This window comes from Aquimarina addita, assembly GCF_039539305.1.
GTDB classification, from domain to species: Bacteria; Bacteroidota; Bacteroidia; order Flavobacteriales; family Flavobacteriaceae; genus Aquimarina; species Aquimarina addita.
Genome location: NZ_BAABCW010000011.1, coordinates 104,176 through 117,037 on the forward strand (window position 1 = coordinate 104,176; position 12,862 = coordinate 117,037).

Genomic DNA, 12,862 nt, shown 5'->3' on the forward strand with positions numbered 1-12,862 from the left:
TTAATTAGTAGTATTTAATTGAACCTTCAGGAGAAAATCTTGAAGGTTTTGTTTTATTATAGTAATACTCACTATGTATGTACTAGAAGGATTTGTGATTGGATTAGGGACCATTATTTTCATAGGACCTGTCTTTTTCTTATTACTGAACATTAGTTTGCAAAAAGGTGTGAAAGCTGGTTTAATCGTTGCTCTAGGTATTATTAGTAGTGATATTGTTTGTGTTTTGTTGTGCTATTTTGGAGTTTCTCAGCTTTTTGTAACAGCTGCATATCAATTTTGGCTTGGTATAGTGGGAAGTATTATTCTATTCGGATTAGGAATTTCTTATGTATTGAAGAAGCCCGTTTTTGTTAATACAAGACAGATTAAATCTAAGGCGCTGTATTCTTTTTTTATTAAAGGTTTTAGCGTCAATTTTTTTAATCCTTTTGTATTTATAGTGTGGGTAGGAATCTATAAGTATGGACAATTAAAGTATACTAATGAGGTCTCAATGTTATGGTTTTTAGTAACAGTTCTTTTGGGTATTTTAGTAACAGACATATTAAAGGTATTTCTTTCAGAAAAATTAAGAAAATTTATAACATCAAAGAGGTTAAAGATTTTTTTTAGAATTACCGGTGTCATATTAATTCTCTGTTCTATTCGTGTGCTTTATATTGTCTTATGAAACAGTAATAAAGGTTCTATATGTTTGATTTTCATTATATTTGATAAACAACTTTAAGCACAAACTGATATGGAGTTTAATTTTATTGTAGCCGCTATTGCTGCACTTATCCCGATGGTTTTGGGTTTTATTTGGTACAACCCAAAAGTTTTTGGATCCGCATGGATGAAGTCGTGTGGATTTACTACAGAGGATCTAAAAAGAGCGAGCATGCTTAAGATTTTTATTTTAAGCTATATCCTGAGTTTTTTTCTTGCTACAATGGTTACTATTTTAGTAATTCACCAATATGGATTTTTCTCTAGTTTAATGAGTGATCCTGATTTACTAAAAGAAGGAACAGAAATTAATTTGTATGCTCAGGACTTTATGGCTAAGTATGGGACTAACTTCAGAACTTTTAGACACGGTGTATTTCATGGTGTTTTATCAGGTATCTTTTTTGTATTGCCAGTTTTAGGTACTAATGCCTTGTTTGAAAGAAAAGGCGTTACCTATATTCTTATTAATGTAGGGTATTGGACGGTTTGTCTTGGATTAATGGGAGGGGTGATTTGTGAGTTTGCCTAACCATTTTAATATAAAATAGAGAAAGATTTTTCAAAAAAAGCTAAGTAATCTTTTCTATAATTTGTTGCCAAAAACTCTTTTGAAAATTGTTTTTAATAAAGGTATTGCTTTTTCAGGATCTCTTTCTCTTTCTCTTTCTCTTGCACTTAGACGACCCTCAGTATCCGTAAAAAGTTCATAACTAAATACAAAACGATTTGTGTGAGCTCCGACACCCATTTGTCCAAATCTAAGATCATTAAATAGCAGTGTATCCTTTTTCTGTTCTATAGTATACCAACCCTCTGTTAAGTTAATTAATCTGGGGATTAATGCTGAATTTTTGATAGGTTCTAATAGTTGATGATTCTTTTGGAATTCTGAAAAAGTTATTATTTTGTCTGCATCAAAAACTGAGTAGTGTCCTATTAAAAAAGAACGATCAGTTTCTACGTTAGCAGTCCATAATAAACTGTTGAGAGGGGTAGGTTTAATTTGAATTTCTTTATAAGAAATATGTTGATTCTCCAGACTGATTTTAAAAACTTGATATGTATACCATTTCATTCCCAGAGTGATTAAGAGATAAAAACTACTCACTAAGATTCCGATGGTATTAATTCTTTTTCTCTTTGGATTTGTTCTTTGATAAAACATGGCAGTAAGTACACATAGTAAAAAAGGAATTGTATATAATGGATCGACAACAAAGATATTTTTGAAAGAAACTTTGTACTCTAGTGGCCAAAATAGTTGAGTTCCCCACGTGGTAAAAGCATCTAGGAGAGGATGTGTGAAAAGGGCCAGAAACATTAATTTTGTCCAGTCTTTCCAGTCTGCTTCTTTATTTCGATATAATTGAGCAACACACCATCCTAATAAAGGAGCCATGATGATACTAAATAAGATAGAATGAGAAAATCCTCTGTGTACTTCATTTGCAGTAACGGGGTCTACAAAAAGTTTTGCTATAACATCAAGATCTGGAATCGTTCCAGCGATAGCACCCCATAACATTGCTTTATTACCAATTTTTTTTCCGATAGCCGCTTCTCCTACAGCGGCACCTAATACAATTTGTGTTAACGAATCCATATTATTATTGAACCTGAAGTTTAAAAGGATGCCTTATTTCATAGTCGCTTGGTGAGATCAGATCAACTAATGGCTTTAATAAAGCATTTGATATAGAATTACAATGTCGTACATATAATTTCATTTCTACAGGTTCTGCTCCAATACTACTTTTTATGATTTCAGCAGTTCTACCCAGACGTAGCTCAGGAACTTTTTTAGAAATAGCCAACGCTACATAGTTATATAACATTTTTTGATAAATGTCGTGGGTTTTATTATACTCATAATCAATACCGATATGATTAGCCTCTAATGCATCTTTAAGAATAAATGCAGTCTTAAAGCCCACTAATCTGTCTTCAAGAAAATAGCCTTTAAATATAAATGAATCTCCTAGGTTTTTCTTGAGATTTTGGAAGATAGAAGCGTTTAGTTTTTCAACCTTAAAATCCGCTTTTTCGATAACAGATAAATATAATGAATTTATTTTTTTAGCATAAAAAAGAATATCATCAGGGTTAAAACTCTTTACGATAATTTCAGAAGAATTTTTAAAAACTTTCTTAGCTCTTGTTCTAAATTTGGTTTTCATACTACCTAGATACATATTAAAATCATTCCATTCTGGTCTTATAGGCAGTACCATATTAACATCAATTTTGAAATCTCTGAAATCTTGTTTTTTTATAGAATCACTGTTGTTGAATGATGCGGGCCAAAATTCTTTAAGAAGTATAAAAGAAGGCTTGTCAGTGGTTTCTATTTTGCTCAATTCACGCAACGCATTTGATAAGTTTTCAAAAGCATCAGTAGCAGTTAAGCGGTCAGTGTATGAAAAACCATGTTCTCCGCAAGAAAATAAATTACCGCAGACTAACACTTTTATGTCAGTATTTTTAAATAGTGTATTCGTTATTGTACCACTTATACTACAAGGAAACTCGTGAAGTTTTAATTCATTAGTATTAAAAGATATATATTGTGTAGCAGCTATACCTACAGGAACTTTATCATCGTAAAAAATAATATATCTGAATTGAATGGTCTTTGCCAATGATTTTTCTAAAGTACGTAAATAATTCAACGTTAGAAAAAGATTGTTTTTTGAGTTTACAATATCCCACTGAGAAGAGGGTATATCTTCTGTGCTATTATAAAATTTATAAAGTAACCGATTTGATTTATAACAATTTTTTATTTTATTAAGCATAAATATTTAAAAGATCGTATTAAATAATTGAATGTTATGAATACCAAAATTACATTTTATTTTTTATTTGTAACTTGTTAAACCATTATCAATTGAAAAATAAACAAAATAAGAGTATTAGAAAGTTCTCAGAAATATATAGTTTCTTTATCTAAGGCCGATTTACTAATTATAAGTTTTTTTTATCGTTAAATAAGGTTTTTAAACGAAAACCCTTTCATAAAGTTTAAGTTTATGCAGGTTATGTCAATTAAGTTTAGTTTTTTTGACTTCAATTCAGAAGCTTATGGGGAAATTGATAAACTGTGTCTTATTGATCGATGATGATAAGGCTACGAATTTTTTTAACGAAAGAGTCGTAACCAAGCATAATAGCTTTGATTGTATTTATACGGTGCAGAGCGGAAAAGAAGCATTAGCATATTTAGATAAAGTAGAAAGTCAAGAAACGACTAAACCAAATCTTATTTTTTTAGACATCAATATGCCTGCTATGAATGGATGGGAGTTTCTTATTGAGTTTTCTAAATTAAACAAGCAAACTACAGAAGGGATTAAAGTTATTTTATTATCTACATCTTCTAATCCCGATGATGTACACAAATCTTTGAAGAACCATTCTGTAGATGATTTTATTAATAAGCCCTTATCGCTAGGAGTGTTAGATAAAGTAATAGAAAAACATTTTTCAATAATTACTTCTCATAACTGTTAGTTTTTTTAGTAAATAGTTTGTGGGTAAAGCGTTTCATAATTGTATGAATAAATTAAAACGGTTTCTTTTGATAGATGATAGTAGTGCTACCAATTTTTTTAATAAGACTATTATAGAAAAAACCAATTATGTAGACGAAGTATTAGTTGCTACTAATGGAAAAGAAGCATTAGCATATATCAAAAAAGAAACCCTCCCTGAAATTATATTTCTTGATCTTAATATGCCCGTAATGAATGGGTGGGAGTTTCTTGATGCCTATCAGATGCTAGAAGATTCATTGAGAAATTCTGTAATTATTATAATGCTAGGCGCCTCATTAACTAAAGAAGAAGAGAAACGACTAGAATGTATTTCTCAAGTTAAAGGATTTAAAGAAAAAATGTTAACAAAGGATACACTTCACCAGATTATATCTATACATTTCCCAGAGGTTATTTCTAAATAATGGTCACTCATTATTTAAATAATTTTATCAAATCTTAGAAAACGCATAGACACATATTAATGTTTGTAAATAATAGTTCTTTACCACTTATTTATAAAAAACAAGTATTTTGTCGAATATATTCGTTTTTAATCGATTTTTTGTGATAGGTTTGTTTCCTGATTGATTGGAAATTGATAATTGTTTACGTCATTAGCCTGATGTAAAAAAAATCAATTGGAAAGTTTAAGAATTAAAGTATTAACATAAGATTTTAAAACACACTCCTGAGTTTTAATTATTCGCAGTCATGGATAACTTACACAACATAACTTTATGAGTTACCTGTAATATTGAATGAAAAAATGAATATGTTTTTAAGCTTAGTTTATATCAATAACAACCCCTTTAAGAGATAATAATATGGAAATTAAATTGAATAAAATTTTATTAATAGACGATAGTGAGGCTACTAATTTTTTTAACACAATGATTGTTAAAAAAACAAATTGTGTTGATGAAGTTTTAATTGCAAGAGATGGAAAAGAAGCATTAGATATTATAGTATCCGGCAATATTCCTGATATTTTGTTTCTTGATGTAAATATGCCTGTTATGAATGGTTGGGATTTTTTAGAAAACTTAAAAAAATATGATATTGGTAGTAAAAAACCAATCATTGTTTTAATGATTGGCGCAGAGATTACCATTGATGAGAAAAGAAAAGCAGTAGAGGTGTTTGGTGTGCATGAATTTAGTGAAAAAATGCTCACGGTGAATAAGGTTTTAAATATTGTGGATAAACATTTTAATGAAGAAATTGTTTTTGTTTAGTAATTAATTTATTGATTATTATTTGATGCAAAACCAGTAGTAAAATATTTAAGAAAAGTATTTTTAATTACCTTGCTTATTCAATTAATAAACTAGAAAGACCAACCACTTTTAAATTTACGTATATCTTGAAACTTCCTCACAAAACCTATATTATAGCCATTTTAGTATGTTGTTTTATTTCTCATAAAGCAATCTCGCAATCTCGGGCAATACTTACAGGTAATGTCTCTGATCAATTTGGTAATTTGCCAGGAGCTAAGGTAAGTATTGAAGGAATGGATTTACAAACCACTACGGATATCAATGGTAATTATTTATTAGAGGTAGAAGAAGGTGAGTATGTAGTTACCGCTGGATTTGTTATGTATAATTCTCTTTCTAAGTCTGTTACTATAAAGGTGGGAGAGACGATTAATAATGATTTTGTATTACGTACGGGGTTTTCTATGGATCAACCTATTTCGATTGGTTCTAGAGGTAAACCTAGATCTTTATTAGAAAATACTGTGCCTATTGATATTATATCTCCACAAGATATATCCAATTCATCTCAGGTAGAACTGAGTCATATTTTACATTATTTAATTCCATCTTTTCATGCTACTAATCAAACCATTGCTGATGGAACCGATCATATTGATCCAGCTTCTCTTAGGGGATTAGGACCTGATCAGGTTTTAGTTCTGATTAATGGGAAAAGAAGACACAATAGTTCCTTACTAAATGTTAATGGCACGATAGGAAGAGGAACAGTGGGTACAGACTTTAATGCAATACCTATTGCTGCAATAGAAAGAATCGAAGTATTACGTGATGGAGCGGCTTCACAATACGGATCGGATGCGATTGCTGGTGTTATTAATATTATTTTAAAAACACAGACAGATGTTATTGATGTAAATAATAGAGTAGGTATCACAACAGCAGGAGATGGGTTTACTACGTATTCTTCGGCTAATTTTGGATTAAAAATAGGAAATAGAGGGTTTGTTAATGTTACAGCAGAGTATAGAGATAAAGAATCGGTGAATAGAGCTGGCGATTATACAGGTACTGTTTATGTCGAAGACCCTATAGAAGATCAACAATTAATTCTACAGAATAATTTTTTTGGACAGACCGGTTATGATAATCATAGGGTAATGGAAATCGGTAGTGCAGAGACGCAGAATTTATCATTGATGATTAATGGTGAGATTGCAATGTCAGATAACGCTACCTTTTATCTACTGGGAGGGAGAAATTATAGAGAAGGGAAAACAGCTGGATTTTATCGCTTTCCAAAAGATCTTGATCTAATAGTACCAGAATTATTTCCAAATGGTTTTTCTCCAGAGTTACTTACTGACATACAAGATGATGCTGTTACAGGTGGAATCAGAGGGATTAAGAATGGCTGGGATGTAGATTTTAGTCATGCAATTGGCACAAACTCCCTGGATTTTACAGTAAATAATTCCAATAATGCCTCATTAGGTGTTGCTTCACCAAGCACATTTTATGTTGGAGGATTTGAGTATCAGCAAAATACGACAAACTTAGACATTTCTAGAACTTTTGACTGGTTAGATGGTGTTAATATTGCTTTTGGAGGAGAGTTAAGAGTAGAAAATTATCAGATTAAGGCAGGAGAAGAAGATTCATATATCAATGGTGGTAGTACGTATATATCAGATTCTGGAGAAGAGCTTTCCAGAGTAGCAGGAGCACAGGTTTTTCCTGGTTTCCAACCAGAAAATGAACTGAATCGTTTTAGAACTAATACTTCTGGTTACATGGATATAGAGGCTAATTTAACACAGAAATTAGTTGTAAAAGCAGCAGCTAGGTATGGAGTTTATAATGATTTTGATGGTCAGGCAATATGGAAACTTTCTGGTAGATACGCGGTCACTAAAGGATTAAGTTTTAGAACAGGTTTTTCTACAGGGTTTAGGGCGCCATCATTACATCAGGTTTTCTTCCAGAATATCAGTACACAGTTTATAAATGGAGAAAGTATAAGAGTTGGAACATTTAATAATGAAAGTGCAGTTGCAACAGAAGCATTTAAAATTGAAAAATTAAAACCAGAACTATCTAATCATTTTAGTGCTGGTATCAGCAGTAAAATAAATGAAAACTTCACTTTTACCTTTGATTATTATCTTGTTGATATTAAGGATAGAATTGTACTTTCGGGGAGGTTTGCAGAAGGGTATGAGGACCTTCTTGCTCCTTTTAATGTAGGTGCAGCTCAGTTTTTTACAAATGCGATAGATTCCAGGACATCAGGAGCAGACGCCGCTATCGTATTTAAAACAAATCTGGGAATTGGTAAATTTGATACTACTTTAGGGATAAACATAACGAATACCAAAGTTGTTGGAGGGATAAAAGTATCTCCCTCACTTGTAGGGCAAGAAGATGTATTGTTTAATAGAGAAGAAATAGGGAGGGTAGAATCTGGCCAACCTACCTACAAAATGAACTCTATGATATCTTATGAATTTAATAAGTTCAGGATTCAGATGGGAAATACATTTTTTGGAGATGTAACTTATGTTCATCCTGATGATGGAGATCAGGCTAATTGGGTTGTCAATGAATACAATGGACTCATAGAAACAAGGGATCAAACATTTTCTTCAAAACTAGTGACTGATATGGCAATTTCATATCAGATAAATGATTTTGTAAAATGTACCGTTGGAGGAAATAATATTTTTAATGTGTATCCAGATAAACATACACATGCTGCTAATACCAGTGACGGTAATTTTTTATATAGTAGAAGAGTTCAACAGTTTGGAGTTAATGGAGCAAACTATTATCTTAGGCTTTTGTTAAGATTATGATGTGTACATTGGGTAACTTTTCGCGTATCTCTTTCTACAGGGTTCACATTTATTTTTTCATCACCTTCTTTTTTATTTCAAATATTTCAACAATAATAAATGCTCAGGAAATAGAGGATAAAGAAGTAGAGAAATCACAACGTGCTATTTTTATATTTAATCTAGCGCAACAAATAGGTTGGTCTGATACTACATTAGAGACTTTTAATATCGGGGTCTTGGGACCTGATGATACCTATATAAATCTTAAGACGATGGCGCAAAAGCGAAAAGTCTTTGGAAAACCTGTTAATGTTTATAATTTTCAATCAGTCAAAAGTGTAAAAGATATTCAGCTATTGTATGTAAATAATAAATACAATTATAGTATGGATCATATTTTTAATAAAATAAAAGGAAAGCATATTTTATTAGTGACAGAAGATTTTGATTATAACACCTCGATGATTAATATGATACATGTAGGGAATTCTTTTGAATATGAAATAAATACTTCACGTATTGAAAATGAAGGTTTTATAATAGCACCATCCCTAAAAAAATACGGAATCACTTCTTCTGAAAAATGGAAAGGATTGTTTCGTACCACAGAAAAGTCATTAGAACGGGTGATGGTAGAGAATGAGGAACAAAAAATAGTTATTAAAAATAAAGAAGAAAAGATTGAACAACAAGAAGAAAAAATTTTTACAAAAGAAAAAGCATTAGATAATATACAAGAAAAGGTAAGTGAACGAAACAAAATAATACAAGCGCTTTTTTCAGAAGGTAAAATACGTGAAAAGAAATATGAGGAAAAACTGCTTATAAAAAAAGAACTCGAAGAAGGTATACAGAAACAATTAGAGTTTATAAAAATACAAGAAGAAAAGATTAAGGTTAGTGCACAGGAAATTGATCGACAACACCAGTATCAAAATGAATTAAATACTCAGGTTAGAGATCAGGAAGCTATTTTAGAGCAACAGCTTTTAGAAATTAATAACCAGAAAAAGATTAATATATTACTTATCATACTTGCTGTATTTATTATTTTGATCAGCTTTTTTATATATAGAAGTTATTTACACAAGAAAAGATTGAATGCGTCCCTGGAAGAAAAAAACCAGGAGATTTATCATCAATCTAAGGTGTTAGAATCAAAGAATAAAGAGTTAGAACAATTTGCTTACATAGCAAGCCATGATCTACAAGAACCTTTAAATACGATTTCTAGCTTTATAGGCTTGATTGCAGAAGATTATGGTGATAAATTTGATGAAGCAGGAAAAGATAGTCTTACTTTTATACAAGATGCAAGTAAACGAATGAAAAAGCTTATTAATGCATTATTAGAATATTCCAGACTAGGTCGGTCTAAAGATTTTATAAAGGTTGATCTTACTAAAATTATGGAAGAACTGAAAGCAGATTTCACTTCGATTTTAGAAAGAACAAATGCAAAGCTTACAGTAAATACATTACCTGTTGTAAAGGGATCTGAAATAGAATTGAGATTGTTAATCCAGAATTTGGTAAGTAATGCGATTAAGTTTACAGAAGAGGATGTAGTTCCTGAAGTTACTATTTCTGCAGTTAAAAAAACAAAGATAATTAATAACGTATCCAGTCAGTTTTGGGAGTTTGCTATAAAGGATAATGGGATCGGAATTCCTGAAAAACATAAGGATAGAATTTTTGCTATTTTTCAGAGATTGCATTCCAGAGAAAAGTATCAAGGAACGGGAATTGGTTTAGCACATTGTAAAAAAATAGTGGAAGCTCATGGTGGTGAGATTTGGTTAAAGTCAATAGAAGGGCAAGGAACCACATTTTACTTTACAATTCCGGGATAACCAGTTTTTTGAGCTGTGTGAAATTCTTTACTGTAAATTTGTAAAATATGCTTTTTGTAAGATCTCGATGATAACTATTATAAAAAACTGGTGTAAGGATTATTTTAAAACCGGACTATTAATGAAAACTAATTTCTATGTATTATTGTATTGTTAAAAAAGAAATATGAAAACAAGTAGTTTAAGTCAAAAAGAATTTGATCCGTATTACAAAATTTATATTAACAAGTTAGCACCAGAGCTTGATCTAAGAAAAGGGTATGCGGAAGGAAAAAAGAATGTGATTCAGTTCTTTTCTAACATTCCTGAAGATAAATTACTGTATAAATATGATGAAGGGAAATGGAGCATCAAAGAAATATTGCAACACCTCATTGATACAGAAAGAATTTTTATGTACCGATGTTTTAGAATCGCTAGAAACGATAAGACTGCATTAACTGGGTTTGATCAGGATATTTACATAGAACCCTCAGGTGCTGATCATAAACCATTACAAGCTCTAATTGAAGAATATAGTATTTTAAGGGATGCTTTTATTTCTTTTTTAAATAGCGTGCCCGATTCTCAGTTAGAATATGTAGGCAATGCTAACGGAGGGGCTTTATCAGCAAGATCTGCAGCTTTTATTATGCTAGGCCATGAAATTTGGCATATGGATATTATAAAAGAACGGTATCTTTAATAAAATAGATACATACTTAGCTTTTTAAGTCGAACAAGTAAAATAAACGCTATTATGTTAATATCAAACAAAGTATATTAAATAAGAAAAAACATAACTTTAGATCTCTTATCAATCGTATATTATTAATTTAGTTACAAACGAATATCCAGAATATTATGATTATAAGTCAATATAATTGATATCTTAGAATTCTAAGCGTTTTATAGCAAGGATGGTATATGAAAGTTTCGCGAAATATATATATTCTTATCACATCTGTCATATTGATTTGTTTTCTTAGAAGTTATTTATATAATTTGATTATAAAATATGATTTGATAGAAGAAAGAAAAACCTTTAAGGTACTTGATTCAAAACTTATCACTTATATAGAATCTTCTGCAAGTAATAAAAATCTTTTTACTATAACATCCATAGTAGATACCACAAATAAACTTACAAATAAAAAACTGCAATTTACTTTTTCCAGGTGTGATATAAATCCTAATCAATTAATACATACGCAAAGTACTAACTGTGTAGGCTATTCGCACTTTTATGCATCTATCTGTAATTTTTTAATTGAAAAAACAGAAATATCGAATCATTGGCGAGCAAAAGTGTATGTAGGAGAATTATATTTTTTTGGGGTGAACGTACATGCTTATGTTGACTCCTCCTTTTTTAAAAATCACGACATTGTTGTGCTCGAAAATAGAATTACGGGGGAGAAAATCCATATAGATCCCACAATTTCTGATTATTTTTGGATAGATAGGGTTACTGGGTTACATAATTGATTTTCTGGATTTACAAATTTATTTTTTTATAAAACAATATTTGAACTGGTTTTTTAAAACGTGATAGGATTACTATTTAGTAAGCAATTTACCTCTATTCTTTATAATTTTATTTTATTGTTTTCTCTTTTTAAATCTTTTTTTCTGAATGTTATATTTCCTAAATGAATTAGTAAATCTTCTTGTGAGATATGAAGTGTCATGATGCTTTTTATTATGAAATTGAAATAAAAATTACACTAATAGATTAAATATGAAAAATGTAGCACGACTTTTGATATTAAGATATTGATAACAAAATAGAATAAGTAATTAAAAGTGAAAATATCTGATTTTCGTTAAATAAAAAGAGGGAAAATTTGTTATAAGTAGTTGATTTTTAGAATGTACTGAAAAAAGAGAGCTTATTGTCATAATAAATCTTGAAAATAGTAAAAAATCACAGTAATAACACTTTGAAAACTACCTATGAAATTATAACTTTAACCATATAAAAATAATATATCATGATGCTCCAAATATCTAAATGTAATATAAAAATAATAACAATTTTGTTAGTGCTTTTGTGCTCTTATACTTACGTAAGTGCACAAGATCAGCAGATCGCAGTTTCACCTATTAACCAACAGGAATTTGAAGTAAGAAGTCTTACGGGTGTTCCTTATACTATTATTTTTGAAGGAAGCAAAATAGACGGTCAATATCATTTGGCTAGTAATGGAAGTCTTACCTTTAAGACTGCTGATATGGTTGGTACAAAAAGTACACTCAGAATTAAATTTGAGAAAGAAATGCACCTCTCTATGGAAAATAAATTAGTAGAGGATTATCGATCTGATGTAGAATGGGTTAAATCAATGCTCGATATTACTGAGAAAAAAGAGTTCGAGTTGTTTCCATCACGTCCTATTATGACTGATGAAGGTTTTGATAAGTTGAAAACAAAAGTTTTTGAGTATGCTACTACAGAAAGTAAAGAAAGATATTTCTATCAGTGGATGGATAAAGTGAATTATTCGGTAGGAGCTTTTCGTTTTTTTAAAAGTTTGTATAATGCCTCAAATGGAGAAGATAATGAACAACGACCTAATTTCCTGCCAATTAATGTCTATGAAGTATTGCATCAATAATAGCAATAAGTTCAAGATTTAAGTTGAATACTATCTTTTGTAAATTCAGTTTTTATATAATAAGTATTATTAGATTACTTCCCGATACAAAATCTATTATATTAA

12 protein-coding genes are annotated in these 12,862 nt (G+C 30.3%); 10 read left to right on the forward strand and 2 right to left on the reverse strand.

Annotation, left to right across the window (positions count from 1 at the left end; genetic code table 11):
- The first annotated feature begins 73 nt into the window (after nucleotides 1-73).
- Together ABD816_RS13910 and ABD816_RS13915 are read left to right on the forward strand one after the other, a co-directional pair.
- On the forward strand, nucleotides 74-673 hold the full coding sequence (locus ABD816_RS13910; protein ID WP_344928362.1) for a LysE family translocator: 600 nt from the start codon (nucleotides 74-76) through the stop codon (nucleotides 671-673).
- A 69-nt stretch (nucleotides 674-742) separates the two neighbouring features.
- Nucleotides 743-1,243, forward strand: coding sequence for a DUF1761 domain-containing protein (locus ABD816_RS13915; RefSeq protein ID WP_344928364.1), 501 nt, complete (start codon nucleotides 743-745; stop codon nucleotides 1,241-1,243).
- A gap of 54 nt (nucleotides 1,244-1,297) precedes the next feature.
- On the opposite strand, the gene ABD816_RS13920 is transcribed toward ABD816_RS13915, so the two are convergent.
- Complete coding sequence (locus ABD816_RS13920; RefSeq protein WP_344928366.1) at nucleotides 1,298-2,317, reverse strand: metal-dependent hydrolase; 1,020 nt, start codon at nucleotides 2,315-2,317, stop codon at nucleotides 1,298-1,300.
- 4 nt (nucleotides 2,318-2,321) lie between these two features.
- On the reverse strand, nucleotides 2,322-3,353 hold the full coding sequence (locus ABD816_RS13925; protein WP_344928367.1) for a hypothetical protein: 1,032 nt from the start codon (nucleotides 3,351-3,353) through the stop codon (nucleotides 2,322-2,324).
- Nucleotides 3,354-3,795: 442 nt separating this feature from the next.
- Here ABD816_RS13925 and ABD816_RS13930 point away from each other — a divergent pair, with 442 nt between their 5' ends.
- From ABD816_RS13930 to ABD816_RS13965, 8 genes are all read left to right on the forward strand, one after another.
- The gene (locus ABD816_RS13930; RefSeq protein ID WP_344928369.1) at nucleotides 3,796-4,224 is read left to right on the forward strand and encodes a response regulator; all 429 of its coding nucleotides are present in this window, start codon (nucleotides 3,796-3,798) and stop codon (nucleotides 4,222-4,224) included.
- Nucleotides 4,225-4,267: 43 nt separating this feature from the next.
- Nucleotides 4,268-4,672 (forward strand): response regulator, encoded by a 405-nt coding sequence (locus ABD816_RS13935; RefSeq protein ID WP_344928372.1) that lies wholly within the window; start codon nucleotides 4,268-4,270, stop codon nucleotides 4,670-4,672.
- Between the two features lie 402 nt (nucleotides 4,673-5,074).
- Nucleotides 5,075-5,485 (forward strand): response regulator, encoded by a 411-nt coding sequence (locus tag ABD816_RS13940; protein ID WP_344928375.1) that lies wholly within the window; start codon nucleotides 5,075-5,077, stop codon nucleotides 5,483-5,485.
- Between the two features lie 128 nt (nucleotides 5,486-5,613).
- Nucleotides 5,614-8,325 (forward strand): TonB-dependent receptor, encoded by a 2,712-nt coding sequence (locus ABD816_RS13945; protein WP_344928377.1) that lies wholly within the window; start codon nucleotides 5,614-5,616, stop codon nucleotides 8,323-8,325.
- Complete coding sequence (locus ABD816_RS13950; RefSeq protein WP_344928378.1) at nucleotides 8,322-10,160, forward strand: YfiR/HmsC family protein; 1,839 nt, start codon at nucleotides 8,322-8,324, stop codon at nucleotides 10,158-10,160. Before ABD816_RS13945 ends, ABD816_RS13950 begins: the two co-directional genes overlap by 4 nt.
- A 166-nt stretch (nucleotides 10,161-10,326) precedes the next feature.
- Nucleotides 10,327-10,845: a DinB family protein gene (locus tag ABD816_RS13955; RefSeq protein WP_344928380.1), complete on the forward strand. Its 519-nt coding sequence runs from the start codon at nucleotides 10,327-10,329 to the stop codon at nucleotides 10,843-10,845.
- A 317-nt stretch (nucleotides 10,846-11,162) separates the two neighbouring features.
- Nucleotides 11,163-11,627, forward strand: a complete 465-nt coding sequence (locus ABD816_RS13960) for a hypothetical protein (protein WP_344928382.1) — start codon at nucleotides 11,163-11,165, stop codon at nucleotides 11,625-11,627.
- Nucleotides 11,628-12,133: 506 nt separating this feature from the next.
- The gene (locus ABD816_RS13965; protein ID WP_344928384.1) at nucleotides 12,134-12,757 is read left to right on the forward strand and encodes a hypothetical protein; all 624 of its coding nucleotides are present in this window, start codon (nucleotides 12,134-12,136) and stop codon (nucleotides 12,755-12,757) included.
- The last annotated feature ends 105 nt before the right edge of the window (nucleotides 12,758-12,862 follow it).